This window comes from Mesorhizobium sp. M4B.F.Ca.ET.143.01.1.1 (assembly GCF_004792275.1).
Classification (GTDB): domain Bacteria; phylum Pseudomonadota; class Alphaproteobacteria; order Rhizobiales; family Rhizobiaceae; genus Mesorhizobium; species Mesorhizobium abyssinicae.
Genome location: NZ_SRSR01000012.1, coordinates 71,132 through 87,022, shown reverse-complemented (window position 1 = coordinate 87,022; position 15,891 = coordinate 71,132). Strand labels below are relative to the sequence as shown.

The 15,891-nt window shown below is 65.1% G+C and carries 18 protein-coding genes; 14 read left to right on the top strand and 4 right to left on the bottom strand.

What is annotated here, in order from left to right:
* Position 1: 1 nt before the first annotated feature.
* A complete protein-coding gene (locus EN786_RS25580; RefSeq protein WP_127309302.1) occupies positions 2-406 on the bottom strand; it encodes a GFA family protein in 405 nt (134 codons plus the stop codon).
* Between the two features lie 64 nt (positions 407-470).
* Complete coding sequence (locus tag EN786_RS25575) at positions 471-1,436, bottom strand: cation diffusion facilitator family transporter (protein ID WP_127309301.1); 966 nt, start codon at positions 1,434-1,436, stop codon at positions 471-473.
* 278 nt (positions 1,437-1,714) lie between these two features.
* On the opposite strand from EN786_RS25575, the gene EN786_RS39325 reads away from it, so the two are divergent.
* Positions 1,715-1,840: a hypothetical protein gene (locus tag EN786_RS39325; RefSeq protein WP_126059281.1), complete on the top strand. Its 126-nt coding sequence runs from the start codon at positions 1,715-1,717 to the stop codon at positions 1,838-1,840.
* A 224-nt stretch (positions 1,841-2,064) separates the two neighbouring features.
* The gene (gene sugE / locus EN786_RS25565) at positions 2,065-2,379 is read left to right on the top strand and encodes a quaternary ammonium compound efflux SMR transporter SugE (RefSeq protein ID WP_127284672.1); all 315 of its coding nucleotides are present in this window, start codon (positions 2,065-2,067) and stop codon (positions 2,377-2,379) included.
* A gap of 73 nt (positions 2,380-2,452) precedes the next feature.
* On the opposite strand, the gene EN786_RS25560 is transcribed toward sugE, so the two are convergent.
* Positions 2,453-2,881 carry a DUF6481 family protein gene (locus EN786_RS25560; protein WP_127284673.1) on the bottom strand — a complete coding sequence of 143 codons (429 nt, stop codon included), beginning with the start codon at positions 2,879-2,881 and terminating at the stop codon, positions 2,453-2,455.
* 237 nt (positions 2,882-3,118) lie between these two features.
* Here EN786_RS25560 and EN786_RS25555 point away from each other — a divergent pair, with 237 nt between their 5' ends.
* The 12 genes from EN786_RS25555 (at position 3,119) to EN786_RS25500 (ending at position 14,756) form a co-directional block, all read left to right on the top strand.
* Positions 3,119-4,174 carry an LLM class flavin-dependent oxidoreductase gene (locus EN786_RS25555; protein WP_127309300.1) on the top strand — a complete coding sequence of 352 codons (1,056 nt, stop codon included), beginning with the start codon at positions 3,119-3,121 and terminating at the stop codon, positions 4,172-4,174.
* Between the two features lie 162 nt (positions 4,175-4,336).
* The gene (locus tag EN786_RS25550; RefSeq protein WP_127309299.1) at positions 4,337-5,506 is read left to right on the top strand and encodes an AI-2E family transporter; all 1,170 of its coding nucleotides are present in this window, start codon (positions 4,337-4,339) and stop codon (positions 5,504-5,506) included.
* A gap of 84 nt (positions 5,507-5,590) precedes the next feature.
* Positions 5,591-6,418, top strand: coding sequence for an arylamine N-acetyltransferase (locus EN786_RS25545; RefSeq protein ID WP_127309298.1), 828 nt, complete (start codon positions 5,591-5,593; stop codon positions 6,416-6,418).
* Positions 6,419-6,421: 3 nt separating this feature from the next.
* A complete protein-coding gene (locus EN786_RS25540; RefSeq protein ID WP_127309297.1) occupies positions 6,422-7,420 on the top strand; it encodes an LLM class flavin-dependent oxidoreductase in 999 nt (332 codons plus the stop codon).
* Between the two features lie 82 nt (positions 7,421-7,502).
* Positions 7,503-8,297 carry an inositol monophosphatase family protein gene (locus EN786_RS25535; protein ID WP_127309296.1) on the top strand — a complete coding sequence of 265 codons (795 nt, stop codon included), beginning with the start codon at positions 7,503-7,505 and terminating at the stop codon, positions 8,295-8,297.
* 287 nt (positions 8,298-8,584) lie between these two features.
* Positions 8,585-10,501, top strand: a complete 1,917-nt coding sequence (gene dnaK, locus EN786_RS25530; protein WP_127285100.1) for a molecular chaperone DnaK — start codon at positions 8,585-8,587, stop codon at positions 10,499-10,501.
* Between the two features lie 211 nt (positions 10,502-10,712).
* Complete coding sequence (gene dnaJ / locus EN786_RS25525; protein ID WP_127309295.1) at positions 10,713-11,843, top strand: molecular chaperone DnaJ; 1,131 nt, start codon at positions 10,713-10,715, stop codon at positions 11,841-11,843.
* Between the two features lie 126 nt (positions 11,844-11,969).
* Positions 11,970-12,575 (top strand): phospholipid N-methyltransferase PmtA, encoded by a 606-nt coding sequence (gene pmtA / locus EN786_RS25520; RefSeq protein ID WP_127309294.1) that lies wholly within the window; start codon positions 11,970-11,972, stop codon positions 12,573-12,575.
* Between the two features lie 87 nt (positions 12,576-12,662).
* Positions 12,663-13,055, top strand: coding sequence for a hypothetical protein (locus EN786_RS25515; RefSeq protein WP_127309293.1), 393 nt, complete (start codon positions 12,663-12,665; stop codon positions 13,053-13,055).
* A 90-nt stretch (positions 13,056-13,145) separates the two neighbouring features.
* Positions 13,146-13,742 carry an NADPH-dependent FMN reductase gene (locus tag EN786_RS25510; protein ID WP_127309292.1) on the top strand — a complete coding sequence of 199 codons (597 nt, stop codon included), beginning with the start codon at positions 13,146-13,148 and terminating at the stop codon, positions 13,740-13,742.
* Complete coding sequence (gene pyrF / locus EN786_RS25505; RefSeq protein WP_127309291.1) at positions 13,739-14,446, top strand: orotidine-5'-phosphate decarboxylase; 708 nt, start codon at positions 13,739-13,741, stop codon at positions 14,444-14,446. The genes EN786_RS25510 and pyrF overlap by 4 nt, the downstream gene beginning before the upstream one ends.
* A gap of 22 nt (positions 14,447-14,468) precedes the next feature.
* A complete protein-coding gene (locus EN786_RS25500) occupies positions 14,469-14,756 on the top strand; it encodes a DUF1330 domain-containing protein (RefSeq protein WP_127285095.1) in 288 nt (95 codons plus the stop codon).
* Here the strand turns inward: EN786_RS25500 and EN786_RS25495 are convergent.
* Entirely contained in the window at positions 14,753-15,808 is a 1,056-nt protein-coding gene (locus EN786_RS25495) for a D-alanine:D-lactate ligase-like protein (RefSeq protein WP_127309290.1), read from the bottom strand. The two genes, EN786_RS25500 and EN786_RS25495, sit on opposite strands and share 4 nt — an antisense overlap.
* Between the last annotated feature and the right edge of the window lie 83 nt (positions 15,809-15,891).

The window sequence follows — 15,891 nt, the reverse complement described above, 5'->3', positions numbered from 1 at the left end:
TCTACTGTTCCTCGATGGTCGTCATATCGTGGAATTCCGGCAACCATTGCAATGCGGAGCGGTGCCAAACCTGCTTTCTCGGAACCAGTTCCTCGCGCTGACGCGACGTACCGGCCCTGATGCCATAAATCTTCGGCCCATCGCCGACCGAGGTCGCGTAGAGATGGGAGCCGCAGTCGCCGCAAAAGCCCTGCGCGCGCTTGGCGCCAGAGGATCCGGTCTTGATGTAGACCTTCGGCGACCCGCTGGTGATCCGGTAGTTGCTTTCCGGGGCTGGAACCGTCACGCGGAAGGCTGTGCCGGTCAATTGCTGGCAGTCCGTGCAGTGGCAGATCGAGGTCTTTTCCGGGTCGACCTCGGCCTCATAGGTGATGGCGCCGCAATGGCACCCGCCGTCAATCCTCATCGGTATCTCCTCCAGAATTCGCGACGATCTTAGCGGGACAAGGCCGCGAGGCAACAGCGCAGCGCTAGTCCAAAGCCGGATCGGAGGCAGCGTCGATCAGCTTGCGGCGGCGCTCCCAGGTGCCGGTGGTTTGTGGCTTGACGAACAGCCGGGTGATCTCCGGCATCTCGGTTTTCAGCCGCGCTTCCAGCCGCTCTACGCAGGCCTCGATCTCGGGCGCCGTCAGATGGTCTTCGAACTCGACGCTCAGACCGGCGACGATCTCTTGCGGTCCCATGTGGACGGTGAGAACGCCGTTCGCCCGCTGCACCGCCGGATCCCGCTGCACGATGGCAAGCACCTTCTTCTGCACCTCCGGCGATGCCGGCTCGCCGATGAGCAGGCCCTTGCTTTCGCGCGCCAGGAAGATCGCGGTCGAACCGAGGATCAGCGCGATGCCGATCGAGGCGGCGCCGTCGAGCTCGGGCATGGCAAAGACTTCCGCCGCCAATATGCCGGCAAAGGCGACGATCAGGCCGAGCAGCGCCGCGCTGTCCTCGAACAGCACCGTATAGACGCTCGGATCCTTGCTGAGCCGCACCGCCTCGAACCAGCCCAGTCCGCCCTTCTCGCGGCGGAATGCCGTCAGCGCCACATACCAGGAACTGCCCTCGAACAGGAAGGAGAGGCCGAGCACGACATAGTTGACCCTGACATTGGCGACCGGCTCCGGCGCCATGATGTGCACCACGCCTTCGTAGAACGACACGCCGGCGCCAAGCGCGAAGACGAGGAGGGCGACGATGAAGCTCCAGAAATAGAGCTCACGGCCATGGCCGAGCGGATGGCTGCGGTCGGGCGGGCGGGCGGCGCGATGCATGCCGTAGAGCAGCAGGCCGCCATTGCCGGTGTCGACCAGCGAATGCACGCCCTCCGAAAGCATCGCCGAACTGCCGGTGAAGGCCGCGGCGGCGAATTTGGTCAACGCGATCGCCAGATTGCCGGCAAGCGCCGCGTAGATGACCTTTTTCGATCCGCCATGCCCTGCCATGCCGCGCTGTCCCGGTTGACGCCTTGAGCTTAATGCATGTCGTCCAAAATCGCGCCGCGGTTTTGGGGGAACGCATCAAGACAAAGACTTAAAGCGCGACGCCCGAATCCGTTTCGTCATGACGCGCAATAACGATCCGGCCGTCGGAGCTCCTCAGGCGATTCGCCGGCGAAAACCGGTTGACAGCGGCCAGGCCGCCGCGCGCGTCCGACAATGTCCTCTTGCAGTCCGGCTTTTCTCTTGTTTCACTTCGTTGCCCACAATCGGAGGAACGAATCATGGCTAAAGGTGCGATGAAGGCGGGCAAGGAAGCCCGTAAGCCGAAGAAGGACGCGAAGAAGCCCGCCGCGGCCCCGGCCCTCAAGGCGCCGCCGGTCAAGGCGACGCGGCTCAAGGACAAATAGGCCTCGGCTGATCCGTCCTGGTGCGGATTTTCAACCGGCGGCATGGACCCATGCTGCCGGTGTTTTGTTGATTGGGGCCGAGGACCGCCGATATCAGCGTGGCGAGGACGACCTCGCTTCTCCCAAAACCCGGCCGGGACGACCCGTGCTTGAAAGTGCTGCTCCGCGCGCCGGTTTCGCAAGATCGTGCGCCGTGAGGGCACGCAGCGAATGGAGCGTTGCCGATGTCGTGGATTTATCTGTTTTTCGCCGGCCTGTTCGAGATCGGCTGGGCGATCGGCCTGAAATACACTGACGGCTTCTCGAAGCTGGTGCCGACGGTGCTGACCGTCGCCTCGATGATCGTCAGCCTCGGCCTGCTCGGCCTGGCGCTGAAGGACCTACCCGTCGGCACCGCCTATGCGGTGTGGACCGGCATCGGCACCGTCGGCACCGCGCTCCTCGGCATCTGGCTGCTCGGCGAGCCGGCGACCGTGGTTCGGCTTGCCTGCATCGGCCTCATCGTCTGCGGCATCGTCGGCCTGAAGCTGGTGGCCTGATGTTTGCTGCGAGACAAACGCGTTCGGGGCCGCCCCTGGCGACCCTGAACCTGTTCTTCGAACGAAACCGCTGTTAGCGGGCCGAGAAACCCGGAGGCGTCCGGCCGACACGCGCCTTGCGCGCGGCATAGCGCGCATCGCGCTTGGCCTTGCGTTCGGCCTCGTCGGCGAGCACGCGCGAAATGCGATCGTTCTCTTCGGCTTCGCGGATCTTGGCCTCCGCCGCAGCCGCCTCTTCGGCGGCAATGCGCGCCGCTTCGGCAGCTGCCTCGCGCTCGGCCTTCTCAGCCGCTTCGCGGGCCAGCTTTTCCTGCTTCAGCCTGGCCTTTTCGGCTTCGCGTATCGCGCGCGCCTCGAGGATCGCCTTGCGTTCGGCCTGTCGCGCCAGCACCGCGGGATCATCCGCGGCCGGCTTTGACTTGAAGCGCTCCAGAAGCGCCTTCTTTGCCTCGTTCGCGGCATTGCGCCGCTCGAAAATGTCTTTTTCCCTGTAGATAGCCAAGTCCACTTCCCTGAAGTCAATTCGCGACGCTTACATACGCGCGAAAACCGATAGTTCAAGCGCCAAAACGGTATGCCAGCTATGAAATTCTGGGCTGTTGCAACTGGGAGACGTCACAGTCCTGCGCGAAAACCGACATGCAGTGTTCACAGTCCGCGCCTCTGGCGGCGCGGCGGGCGGATCGCTATCTCCAGCGCGACGCACAAACATCGAAACAAGGCATCAGGATGGCACGGCATGGAACTCGGTCTCTACACTTTCGCTGACGTCAGCCCCGAGCCCGGGCCGGGCGCCATCGGCCCGCATGAGCGGCTGCGCAATCTGATCGAGGAGATCGAGCTGGCCGACCAGGTCGGCCTCGACGTGTTCGGGCTGGGCGAGCATCACCGCCCCGACTATGCCGCCTCCGCGCCGGTCGTGGCGCTGGCCGCGGCGGCCGAGCGCACCAGGCGCATCAAGCTGACCAGCGCGGTCACCGTGCTCTCCTCCGACGATCCGGTGCGCGTCTTCCAGCAGTTCGCGACGCTCGACCTGCTTTCCGGCGGCCGCGCGGAGATCATGGCCGGGCGCGGCTCCTTCATCGAATCCTTCCCGCTGTTCGGCTTCAATCTGGAAGACTATGACGAGCTGTTCGCCGAGAAGCTCGACCTGCTGCTTGCCATCCGCGATCAGGTCAAGGTGACGTGGCAAGGACGCCTGCGCGCGCCGATCAACGGCCGTGGCGTCTATCCGCGCCCGCTCCAGGAGAAACTGCCGGTCTGGATCGCCATTGGCGGGACGCCGCAGTCCGCGGCCCGTGCCGGCGCGCTCGGCCTGCCGCTGGCGCTCGCCATCATCGGCGGCGAGCCGGCGCGCTTCGCGCCGCTGTTCGAGGTCTATCGCCAGGCCGCCAGACGGGCCGGAACCGATCCGGCAAGCCTCGCCACCAGCCTCAACGTGCACGGCTTCATCGCCGAGACCACCGAGAAGGCTGCGGACGATTTCTACACGCCGCAGGCCGAGGTGATGAACCGCATCGGCCGCGAGCGCGGCTGGGGGCCGACCTCGCGGGCGCATTTCGACCAGTCGCGCGGCCCGAACGGCGCCTTGTTCGTCGGCAATCCCGAACAGGTGGCGGAGAAGATCGTCGCCCAGCACAGGATCTTCGACAATGACCGCTTCCTGCTGCAGATGGCGATCGGCACCACGCCGCACGCCAAGGTCATGAAGGCGATCGAGCTCTACGGCACCAGGGTGGCGCCCATCGTGCGCAAGGAAACGGCGAAGGCAGCACCAGCCGAACCCGTCGCCTGACGGCCGGCCGGACGCGTTCCAGCGCCGAAGCCGCGGCTTCATCTTCGCCGTCGGCGCATTTCCTGTCCGGCCGAAGTCATTGCCGGCTAACGGAACTTTGCCGTCGGAAGCACGTTTTCGCGAGAAGCCGCATCATCATTTGCGGCGTGCCCGAGGGAAACGATGAAGGCCGAACCGACCGCTTCGGGCACCGGCGCCACCGGGACGCCTGATCCGCGCGAAGACATACGCGCGGATACGCATTTGATACGGTCGCTGCTCATCGGCATCTTCATCCTGATGGCGGTCTATGCGCTCTACTTCGGCCGCGCCTTCTTCATGCCGGTGATCCTAGCCTTCCTGCTGGCGCTGACGCTGACGCCGATCGTGCGCTTCCTGCGCCAGCACGGCGTGCCCGACGCGCTGTCGGCGACGCTCCTGGTGCTGCTGTCGCTGATCTTCGTCGCCGGCGCCGGCTATCTGCTCAGCGGCCCGGTCATCGAGCTCATCAACAACGCGTCCACGATCGGCATGCAGCTCACCGAGCGCCTGGCCCAACTCAGGCAGCCGTTCGAGAAGATCATGCAGATCTCGCACCAGCTGGAAGGCCTGACCCAGACGTCACAGGAGCCCGACGTGCAGAAGGTCGCGGTGGCGCAGTCCGGCATGTTGTCTTCCGCCGCCGGCAACATCCTGTCGGCGGGCACCGGCATCACCATCGTCTTCGTGCTGTCGCTGTTCCTGCTCGCCTCCGGCACGATGTTCTACGAGAAGATCATCCAGTCCTTCGCCAGCCTCAGCGAGAAGAAGCGGGCGCTGCGCGTCGTCTACGACGTCGAGCGCGAGATTTCGCATTACCTGCTCACCGTCACCATCATCAATGCAGGCCTCGGCACGGTGATTGGCCTTGGCCTGTGGGGGCTCGGAATGCCCAACCCAATGGTCTGGGGCGCGGCCGCCGCCTTGCTCAATTTCCTGCCCTATGTCGGCGCGTTGATGACGATCATACTTGTCACCGTCATCGCGCTGATCAGCTTCGACTCGATCTCCTTTGCGCTGCTGGCGCCGGCCTTCGTGCTGCTGTGCGACATCGTCGAGGGCCAGTTCGTGACGCCGCTGGTGGTCGGCAGGCGGCTGGAGATCAACGCGGTGGCGATCTTCATCGCCATTGCCTTCTGGTCGTGGCTGTGGGGTTTTGTCGGCGCGCTGATGGCGGTGCCGCTGCTGGTCGTCGTCAAGGTCTTCTGCGACCATTTCGAAGGGCTGAGCCATGTCGGCAATTTCCTGGCGGCACAGCACAGCCTCGTCGTCGAAGAGGATACGGCCGAGCAGAACGGCAAGGTCCGCAGCTGATTCGGCCCGACAATTGTCGCCGCGCCTGTTTGTCGGACCCGGAGCGAGTGCCTATATCGAGCCGGTCAAAGCCGGACCTCCTTCATGACCGACGCCTCCTTCGACCTCGATGCCTATTTCGCCCGCATCTTCTATCGCGGCCCGACCGAGGCCTCGCTGGCGACGCTGAAGGCGCTGCACCGGCAGCATCCGCAAGCGATCGCGTTCGAGAATCTCGATCCGTTCCTCGGCCATCCGCCCAAGCTCGACCTCGCCTCGCTGCAGGACAAGATCTTCACGCGTGGCCGCGGCGGCTATTGCTACGAGCACAATCTGCTCTTCATGCATGCGCTGACGGCGCTCGGCTTCGAGGTAAGCGGCCTCGCCGCGCGGGTGCTGTGGGGCCAGCCGGACGACGCCATCACCGCGCGCAGCCACATGCTGCTCAGGGTGGAATTCGACGGCCATACCTATCTCGCCGATGTCGGTTTCGGCGGATTGACGCTGACGGCGCCGCTGCTGCTCGAAGCCGGACCTGAGCAGCAGACACCGCATGAACCCTTCCGCCTCGTCGAGACGGAGGATCATTTCCGCCTGCAGGCGCAGATCGGCGGCGACTGGCGCAGCATCTATCGCTTCGACACGCAGCCGGCCTACGCGGTCGACTATGCGGTCAGCAACCACTTCCTGTCGACGCATCCGAGCTCGCATTTCCTGTCCTCGGTGATCGCGGCGCGCGCCCTGCCCGACCGGCGCTACGCGCTGCGCAACAACCGGCTGTCGACGCATCATCTCGGCGGCCGTACCGAGCAGCGGGAGATCGCGACAGCGGCGGAGCTCGCCGGTGTGCTGGAAGACCAGCTCGGCATCGTCATCTCCGACCGGCCCGCCTTCGCGGCCAAGGTGCGGGAAAAGAACATCGTGGAGCGCTGAGAAATGACCGCCCTGTCCGTACTCGACCTGTCGCCGATCGCCGAAGGCAGCGATGCCTCGCGCTCGCTGGCGAACTCGCTCGACCTCGCCCGCCATGCCGAGCGCCTCGGCTACCGGCGTTACTGGCTGGCCGAGCATCATAACATGCCGGGCATCGCCAGTGCCGCGACTTCGGTGGTCATCGCCCATGTCGCCGGCGGCACCAGGACGATCCGCGTCGGCGCCGGCGGCATCATGCTGCCCAACCATGCGCCGCTGGTCATCGCCGAACAGTTCGGCACGCTGGCGGCGCTATTTCCCGGCCGCATCGACCTCGGGCTCGGCCGCGCGCCCGGCACCGACATGGCGACTGCGCGGGCGCTGCGCCGCAATCTGGAAGCCAGCGATAATTTCCCGCAGGATGTCGTCGAGCTGATGGGCTATTTCCAGCCGGCCGAGGAAGGCCAGCGCATCCGCGCCGTGCCCGGCGAAGGCCAGAAGGTCCCGGTCTGGATCCTCGGCTCCAGCCTTTACGGCGCGCAACTCGCCGCGCTGCTCGGCCTTCCTTACGCCTTCGCCTCGCATTTCGCGCCGGCCGAGCTCGACCATGCGCTGGAAGTCTACCGCTCGCGCTTCCAGCCGTCGGCTGAGCTCGACAGGCCCTATGTCATGCTCGGCCTCAACGTCTTTGCCGCGCCGACCGATGCCGAGGCGCGGCTTTTGTTCACCTCGCTGCAGCAGGCCTTCGTCAATCTGCGCACCGGCCGGCCCGGCCGGCTGCCGCCGCCGGTCGAGGGCTACGAGCAGACGCTGGACCCGATGGCGAAGACCATGCTCGGCCAGGCGCTGTCCTGCGCCGTGGTCGGGTCGCCGGAAACGGTGCGGCAAGGCATCGACGCCTTCGTGCGGCGCACCGGCGCCGACGAGCTGATGGTGACGGCGCAAGTCTTCGACCATGCGGCCAGGGTGCGCTCGTTCGAGATCCTTGCCGACGTCCACAAATCGCTGTCGCAAGCGGCCTGAGACCGACAAGGCGCTTTTGCTGCTTTTGCCGGGCAACGGCTTTTGCTATGGCGGACCACCCATCCCGACCGCGAGCACGCCTGTGACAAATGACCTCGACGCGCGAACGCGCTTTGCCATCGACCTCGCGCGGCGCGCCGGCGAGCTCGGGCTCAAATATTTCCGCAACCTGGAAAACCTGACCATCGAGAGCAAGGGTCATCAGGACCTGGTCTCGGACGGCGACCGCGAGGTCGAGCTGTTCATCCGCGCGGCGATCGCCGACGCCTATCCGCAGGACGGCATCGTCGGCGAGGAACATGCCGCGGTGGCGGGCACGACCGGCCATGTCTGGGTGATCGACCCGATCGACGGCACCGCCAATTTCGTGCGCGGCATGCCGGCCTGGTGCGTGGTGATCGCCTGCGCCAGTAACGGCGAGACGGTCGTCGGCGTCATCCACGAGCCCTCGACGGGCGAGACCTTCCACGGCCATCGCGGCGGCGGCGCCTTCGTCAACGGCAGGCCGATCACGGCGAGCAAGGCCGCGAGCCTCACGGAAGGTTCGGTCGGAACCGGGCTGTCGAACCGGGCCAACACCGAGCATGTCGCCGTGCTCATCCGCGCCATCATGGCCGAAGGCGGCGTCTTCTACCGCAACGCGTCGGGCGCGCTGATGCTCGCCTATGCCGCCTCCGGCCGGCTGCTCGGCTATGTCGAGGAACACATGAACGCCTGGGACTGCCTGGCCGGCATGTTGCTGGTCGAGGAAGCCGGCGGCACGGTCCTCACGGCTGATCCGACAACCGTCATCGGCCAGGGGACGAAGGTGATCGCCGGTGGAAAGGCGATCTTCCCGAAGCTGCAGGCACTCTGCGTCGAGGCATTCGGGCGCTGATTGCGGCGGCTGCGACGTTTTTGCCCGCCTCGGATTCGGCAAGTTTGGCCATGTCCGGCGGCAAATCGGCTGCGGTACGCGTGATTTAGGCCTTTTCCCTGCCGTGGACCGCGATAGTGGACGCCTTGCGCAGAATGCTTGCGCGCCGTCCGGCCTGTTCTTATATACGCGCCAAGCCGTTCGGCGCCGGAAAGCCGGTTGCCGGAACGGGATTTCTTGTGAACAGGGGCTTTCGTCGGAACGCCTTCACGGGTCCAGAGAGCCTGCTTAGCGGAGAGACTAGAACAATGGCAAAAGTAATCGGTATCGATCTGGGAACGACCAACTCCTGTATCGCCATCATGGATGGCAAGGAGCCGAAGGTCATCGAGAATGCGGAAGGCGCGCGCACGACCCCTTCCATCGTCGCCATCAGCGGCGACGGCGAGCGCCTCGTCGGCCAGCCGGCCAAGCGCCAGGCGGTCACCAATCCTGAAAACACCATCTTCGCGGTCAAGCGCCTGATCGGCCGCCGCTATGACGATCCGGTGACGGAGAAGGACAAGAAGCTTGTCCCCTACAAGATCGTCAAGGGCGACAATGGCGATGCCTGGGTCGAGGCCGGCGGCAAGAAGCAGTCGCCCTCGCAGATCTCGGCCATGATCCTGCAGAAGATGAAGGAGACGGCGGAAGCCTATCTCGGCGAGAAGGTCGAGAAGGCGGTCATCACCGTTCCGGCCTATTTCAACGACGCCCAGCGCCAGGCGACCAAGGACGCCGGCAAGATCGCCGGCCTCGAGGTGCTGCGCATCATCAACGAGCCGACCGCGGCAGCCCTTGCCTACGGCCTCGACAAGAAGGACGGCAAGACCATCGCCGTCTATGACCTTGGCGGCGGCACCTTCGACATTTCCGTGCTCGAGATCGGCGACGGCGTCTTCGAGGTGAAGTCGACCAATGGCGACACCTTCCTCGGCGGCGAGGATTTCGACATGCGCCTGGTCGAGTATCTGGCGGCCGAGTTCAAGAAGGAACAGGGCATCGACCTGAAGGCCGACAAGCTTGCCTTGCAGCGCCTGAAGGAGGCGGCCGAGAAGGCCAAGATCGAGCTGTCGTCGACGACGCAGACCGAGATCAACCTGCCCTTCATCACCGCCGACGCCACCGGGCCGAAGCACCTGACGCTGAAGCTGACCCGGGCGAAGTTCGAGAGCCTGGTCGAGGATCTCGTCCAGCGCACGATCGATCCCTGCAAGGCGGCGCTCAAGGACGCCGGCCTGAAGGCCGGCGAGATCGACGAGGTCGTCCTGGTCGGCGGCATGACCCGCATGCCCAAGATCCAGGAGATCGTGAAGCAGTTCTTCGGCAAGGAGCCGCACAAGGGCGTCAACCCCGATGAGGTCGTGGCGCTCGGCGCCGCCATCCAGGCCGGCGTGCTGCAGGGCGACGTCAAGGACGTGCTGCTGCTCGACGTGACGCCGCTGTCGCTCGGCATCGAGACGCTGGGCGGCGTGTTCACCCGCTTGATCGAGCGCAACACGACGATCCCGACCAAGAAGAGCCAGGTGTTCTCGACCGCCGAGGATAGTCAGTCGGCGGTGACCATCCGCGTCTTCCAGGGCGAGCGCGAGATGGCGGCCGACAACAAGATGCTCGGCCAGTTCGACCTGGTCGGCATCCCGCCGGCGCCGCGCGGCGTGCCGCAGATCGAGGTCACCTTCGACATCGACGCCAACGGCATCGTCAACGTCTCTGCCAAGGACAAGGGCACCGGCAAGGAGCACCAGATCCGCATCCAGGCGTCCGGCGGTCTTTCGGACACCGACATCGAGAAGATGGTCAAGGATGCCGAGGCCAATGCCGAGGCCGACAAGAAGCGCCGCGCCGTGGTCGAGGCCCGCAACCAGGCCGAGGCGCTTGTGCATTCGTCGGAGAAGTCGCTGAAGGAATATGGCGACAAGGTCTCCGAGACCGAGCGCACGGCGATTTCCGATGCGATCGCGGCGCTGAAGACCGCCACCGAGGGTGACGACGCGGCCGAGATCGAGGCCAAGACGCAGGCGCTCGCCGAAGCTTCGATGAAGCTTGGCCAGGCCATGTACGAAGCCTCGCAGAAGGAAGCGGCCGAGGCCGACGCCAAGGCGGACGCCGCCAAGGACTCGGACGTGGTCGATGCCGACTTCGAGGAAATCGACGAGGATGACGACAAGAAGAAGTCGGCCTGAACCGTCTGACGCCAGATAAAGCGAAAAGCCCGGCGCAAAGCCGGGCTTTTTTGCAACCCTGGCTGAAAAAGTGCTAGGCGCGGCCGAAAAAACGCGGGCAAACCCGCGTCAAGGCTGGCATCCGGCCACCATCGCACCTAAATCGAAACGACGTGCCGGCAAACGACGCAACAGTGCATCAAGACGTTGAGCATCCGGACTGCGGGAAAAAATGAAAGCTGATTTCTACGAGACGCTGGGCGTGCAAAAGGGCGCCGACGAGAAGGAGCTCAAAAGCGCTTTCCGCAAGCTCGCCATGCAGTTCCATCCCGACCGCAATCCCGGCGACCACGCCTGCGAGCACAAGTTCAAGGAAATCAACGAGGCCTACGAGACGCTGAAGGACCCGCAGAAGCGCGCGGCCTATGACCGTTTCGGCCACGCCGCCTTCGAACATGGCGGGATGAATGGCGGTGCGCAGGGCTTCGGCGCCGGCGGCTTCGCCGACATCTTCGAGGATATTTTCGGCGACATGATGGGCGGACGCCAGCGGCGCTCGTCGGGCGGTCGCGAGCGCGGCGCGGACCTGCGCTACAACATGGAAATCTCGCTGGAGGAGGCGTTCTCCGGCAAGACCGCGCAAATCCGCGTGCCGGCCTCGATCTCCTGCTCGGAATGCTCGGGCAGCGGCGCCAAGCCGGGCACCCAGCCGGTGACCTGCTCGATGTGCAACGGCCACGGCAAGGTGCGCGCAACGCAGGGCTTCTTCTCGATCGAGCGCACCTGTCCGCAGTGCCAGGGCCGCGGCCAGACGATCAAGGACCCGTGCCCGAAATGCGCCGGACAGGGCCGCGTCACCGAGGAGCGCTCGCTGTCGGTCAACATCCCGGCCGGCATCGAGGACGGCACCCGCATCCGGCTTGCCAATGAGGGCGAGGCCGGCTTGCGCGGCGGTCCGTCTGGCGACCTCTACATCTTCCTCGCGGTCAAGCCGCATGAATTTTTCCAGCGCGACGGCGCCGATCTCTATTGCAAGGTGCCGATCTCGATGACGACGGCTGCCCTTGGCGGTTCGTTCGAGGTGACGACGCTGGACGGCACGCAGACCAAGGTGAAGGTGCCGGAAGGCACGCAGAACGGCCGCCAGTTCCGGCTGAAGGGCAAGGGCATGCCGGTGCTGCGCCAGCCCAATGTCGGCGACCTCTACATCCAGACCGCGGTCGAGACGCCGCAGAACCTGTCGCGCCGCCAGCGCGAGCTGCTGGAAGAATTCGAGCAGTTGTCCTCGCAGGACAATTCGCCCCAGTCGAGCGGCTTCTTCGCCCGCATGAAGGACTTTTTTGAGTCGTTCGGCGATCGGTGACAGTTGGAAACGGCATGCATCCGGGATGCTTCCCGAGCGTCATCAACACCTTATGCCAGGTTGACGCCTTGCCTTGTCCCACCTAGCTGCTAATTAGCGGGTCGGGGAGCGTTGAGGAGAGCTCGCATGGCACGTGGTCCCGGATTGCGCAAGTCGCTGGCGGAGAAGTTCGACGACGAGCTGAAGTTCTTCAGGGGCTGGATCGACAAGCCGAAGACGGTCGGCTCGATCGTTCCCACGAGTTCCATCACCGCCCGCAAGATGGCCTCGATCGTCAACCCGAGATCCGGCCTGCCGGTGCTCGAGGTCGGACCCGGCACGGGCGTCATCACGCGTGCCATCCTGGCCCAGGGCGTGAAGCCGGAAAATCTCTACGCCGTCGAATACTCGACCGATTTCGTGCGCCATCTGCGTCAGCTCTATCCCTGCGTCAACGTCATCGAGGGCGACGCCTTCAATCTCAACGCGACGCTCGGCGACAAGCGAGACATGGTGTTCGATTCGGTCGTCTCCGGCGTGCCCCTGCTCAACTTCCCTGTCGCCCAGCGCATCGCCTATATCGAAAGCCTGCTCGACCGCATCCCCGCCGGCCGGCCGATCGTGCAGCTGACCTACGGTCCGCTGTCGCCGATCCCGCCCGGCCGTGGCGACTACACGGTCAAGCATTTCGATTTCATCATCCGCAACATTCCGCCGACGCAGCTTTGGATCTACCGGCGCAAGGCGCATTAGTATTATCAGCCATTTTGCTCCGACGACCGAGCGTCCCGTCTCGGCAACCGAGCCGTCTGCCACATCGGCCATTTGAGGGAGACAGAGATGTGGGTGATCTGGAATGGCGTAACGGTGGCGTGGGAGCTGGAGTGGTTTGACAAGAAAGATGAGAAACTGGCGGGCCGCACCTTCCTGGAAGGTTTCGGCGAAGAGGATATGCGTCCAGTTCTGCATCTTGACGACCCATCTCTTTGCGGCGGTTACTACCCGATAGATGAGGCCCGTGCCGCACGTTTGTGCGAACTGACCGAGGTTGTGGTTGACCTCGTCAGGTATGATTATTTTCTCGGTGCAGCGGACACGGGCTTAACCAAACCGGACGGATCCATCGATCCGAGTAATTTCCCGGAGGGCGAAGTGTGGTATCCGGCTCCGAGGTCTCTTCCGGAGGTGTTTAAGGGAGCCGTGGAAGTCACCCCCAAGCGCAAGGGCAAATGAATGGCCAACTGGTCGATCGATTTCGTTTGTTGGGCCGGCCGTTGATTTGAGCGGACCTTGGCTGTACCTGTCCCAGAACAAGGGTGGCCAATGGCAGTAATCCCGAAAATCCTCGTCTTCGCCGGATCGGTCCGGTCGGGCGCCTTCAGCGGCAGGACCGCCGACGTGGCGCAGCGAGAGCTTGCCATGCAGGGCGCCGAGGTGACGCGCATCTCGCTCGGCGACTATCCGCTGCCGATCATGGACGAGGACCTGGAAAAGGAAGAAGGCATTCCGCAGAATGCCATGCGGCTCGGCCGGCTGATCGCCGGCCATGACGGGCTGTTGATCGCAACGCCGGAATATAACGGCTCGATCCCGCCGCTGCTCAAGAACAGCGTCGACTGGGTGAGCCGGATACGCCGCGACGGCAGCCGCTCGTTCAGGCCGTTTGCGGGCAAGCCGGCCGGCCTTTGCTCCTCCTCCGACGGCAAGTTCGCCGGCATACGCTGCATCAATCATCTGCGTGCCGTACTGGTGCGCTGCCAGGTCGAGGTGGTCACGCCGGAATGCTCGGTCTCGGGCGCCAGCGACGCCTTCGACCAGGATGGACATTTCCGCGACGACAGACTACGCCAATCGATGGAGCGCCTATGCCGCACACTGATCGAAACCTCGCGCATGCTGTCCAGCCGGATCGAGGCATGATTCCCGAACATGCCGACACCATGCGCGACAGGCTGATCGTCGGCCTCGACGTGCCGACGCTGAAAGAGGCCGAGAAGGCGGTGCGCGAGCTTGACGGCACTGTGTCCTTCTACAAGATCGGCTATCAGCTCGCCTTCGCCGGCGGGCTCGACTTCGCCCGCGAGCTTGCCAGCGGCGGCACCAAGATCTTCCTCGACATGAAGCTGCTCGACATCGACAACACGGTGGCCAAGGGGGTCGAGAACATCGTCAGGATGGGCATGTCGATGCTGACCATCCACTCCTATCCGAAGGCGATGCGGGCAGCGGTGGAAGCGGCCAGGGGCAGCGATCTTTGCCTGCTCGCGGTCAGCGTGCTGACCTCGATGGACGAGCAGGACATGATCGACGCCGGCTACGAATACGATCCGCACACGCTGGTGCTGCGGCGCGCCGAACAGGCGCTGCATGCCGGCATGGGCGGCGTCGTCTGTTCCGCGGAGGAAGCGGAAGCCGTGCGCCGGATCGTCGGGCCGAACATCGCCGTGGTCACGCCGGGAATACGGCCCAAGGGCAGCGACCACGGCGACCAGAAACGGGTGGTGACGCCGGCCCAGGCGATCCGCAACGGCTCCAGCCATCTCGTGGTCGGCCGGCCGATCGTCGCCGCCGACGACAGGCGCGCGGCGGCCGCAGCGATACTTGACGAGATGCGCTCGGCGTAACGCCGCAACCGGGAGAAGAAGCATGCCAAAGGGATACTGGGTCGCCCGCGTCGATGTGCGCGACGCCGAGGGCTACAAGGACTATGTCGCCGCCGCGAAGCCGGCGTTCGAGCGGTTCGGCGCGCAGTTCCTGGCGCGCGGCGGCGAGCATGAGAAGGCCGAGGGGGCGGGCCGCGCGCGCAACGTCATCATCGAGTTTCCGTCGCTCGCCGCCGCGCATGATTGCTACCACTCGCCAGAATACCAGCGCGCCGTCGCCATCCGCCAGAAAGTGGCCGATGGCGAGATCGTTCTGGTCGAGGGCGTCTAGCCTAGCCGGGTCCTCGCGGTTTCAGCCATCGCATCGGCGAGGCCCAGCCCCCATTGCGAGGCGCAATAGGCGCGAAAATCGAAGCAGGGCAGGCCGGGGCAGACCTCGAACTCGATGAGATGGACGGTGTCGTCGGCCTTGAGCCTGAGATCGATCGAGAAGACGTCCTTCAGGCCAAGCCCGCCAATCAGCTTTTGCGCCATGGCGCGGATCGCCCGATCGGCCGCCGGCTGGCTGGCGGCGACGGGCTGGAGCTCAGGCTCGGCATAGGTCCCGGCCGCCTTCGCGGCCACGCCGGTGTCGCCATAGAGCGCCAGGCTGTCGGCCATGGTCTGGAAATCGCCACCGGACTCGACAAAGGCGATGCCGAGCGCCTCGACGCCGGTGTCCGGCTGCAGGCCGAGGAAGCTGGCGCGCACGTTGCGGCCGGGGACATAGGGCTGGACGACGACATCGTCGCGATAGTGGGCAAAGACACGCCGGCTAAGCTCCAGCGCATGGCCAAGATCATCGACGCGCGAATCCGGCCAGATTCCGATCTTGGCACCGAGCCGGTTCGGCTTGACGAACCAGCCGGCTTGCGAGGCCGGGGGCGCGACCAGCCAGTTGCCGTCCCGCGCCAGGCCGGCCCGCGGCACCGGCAGGCCGAGCGCGTCGAGCACGGCGCCCGAGCGGAACTTGTCCTGGCAGAGCGCGAACACGGAATCATCGGCGCCAATCGTCCGCAGCCCGTTCAACCTGGCCAGCGCGGGCGCGGCGCCGCCACGGAAATAGGCGACGCCGTCGGTCAACGTCCAGACCAGGGTGGCCTCCCGATCAGCGCCGGCGAGCACGCCGGCGGCTTCATCCAACTCGACCGGCGCGAAGGCGAGGCCGCGTTTGTCGCAAGCCGCGGCCAGCGCGTCGAACTCCGTCGCAAGATCGGTCGACTGCGCCAGATAGGACGAGATTTCGGCGGCACGCTCCGGCGCATGGCCGTCAGCGGCAAGCCGTTCGAAACAGGCTTTTTCCGGCTCGTGGACGAGGATCAGTCTCGGCTGGTTGCGCGGCATCGAATGGCAAGGCTCCCGGCGGTCATGCCGCTACCATCGCACGACTGCTGCGATCGGCTTTCGCGAAACCGACCGGGGCGGGC

What these genes read in the sequence shown, in the direction of transcription:
- EN786_RS25540 (WP_127309297.1), top strand. Translation starts at nt 6,422, where the DNA reads ATGACCGCCCTGTCCGTACTCGACCTGTCGCCGATCGCCGAAGGCAGC.
- dnaJ (WP_127309295.1), top strand. Translation starts at nt 10,713, where the DNA reads ATGAAAGCTGATTTCTACGAGACGCTGGGCGTGCAAAAGGGCGCCGAC.
- EN786_RS25545 (WP_127309298.1), top strand. Translation starts at nt 5,591, where the DNA reads ATGACCGACGCCTCCTTCGACCTCGATGCCTATTTCGCCCGCATCTTC.
- EN786_RS25550 (WP_127309299.1), top strand. Translation starts at nt 4,337, where the DNA reads ATGAAGGCCGAACCGACCGCTTCGGGCACCGGCGCCACCGGGACGCCT.
- EN786_RS25575 (WP_127309301.1), bottom strand. Translation starts at nt 1,436, where the DNA reads ATGGCAGGGCATGGCGGATCGAAAAAGGTCATCTACGCGGCGCTTGCC.
- pyrF (WP_127309291.1), top strand. Translation starts at nt 13,739, where the DNA reads ATGATTCCCGAACATGCCGACACCATGCGCGACAGGCTGATCGTCGGC.
- EN786_RS39325 (WP_126059281.1), top strand. Translation starts at nt 1,715, where the DNA reads ATGGCTAAAGGTGCGATGAAGGCGGGCAAGGAAGCCCGTAAGCCGAAG.
- sugE (WP_127284672.1), top strand. Translation starts at nt 2,065, where the DNA reads ATGTCGTGGATTTATCTGTTTTTCGCCGGCCTGTTCGAGATCGGCTGG.
- EN786_RS25495 (WP_127309290.1), bottom strand. Translation starts at nt 15,808, where the DNA reads ATGCCGCGCAACCAGCCGAGACTGATCCTCGTCCACGAGCCGGAAAAA.
- dnaK (WP_127285100.1), top strand. Translation starts at nt 8,585, where the DNA reads ATGGCAAAAGTAATCGGTATCGATCTGGGAACGACCAACTCCTGTATC.
- EN786_RS25555 (WP_127309300.1), top strand. Translation starts at nt 3,119, where the DNA reads ATGGAACTCGGTCTCTACACTTTCGCTGACGTCAGCCCCGAGCCCGGG.
- EN786_RS25580 (WP_127309302.1), bottom strand. Translation starts at nt 406, where the DNA reads ATGAGGATTGACGGCGGGTGCCATTGCGGCGCCATCACCTATGAGGCC.
- EN786_RS25500 (WP_127285095.1), top strand. Translation starts at nt 14,469, where the DNA reads ATGCCAAAGGGATACTGGGTCGCCCGCGTCGATGTGCGCGACGCCGAG.
- EN786_RS25510 (WP_127309292.1), top strand. Translation starts at nt 13,146, where the DNA reads ATGGCAGTAATCCCGAAAATCCTCGTCTTCGCCGGATCGGTCCGGTCG.
- pmtA (WP_127309294.1), top strand. Translation starts at nt 11,970, where the DNA reads ATGGCACGTGGTCCCGGATTGCGCAAGTCGCTGGCGGAGAAGTTCGAC.
- EN786_RS25515 (WP_127309293.1), top strand. Translation starts at nt 12,663, where the DNA reads ATGTGGGTGATCTGGAATGGCGTAACGGTGGCGTGGGAGCTGGAGTGG.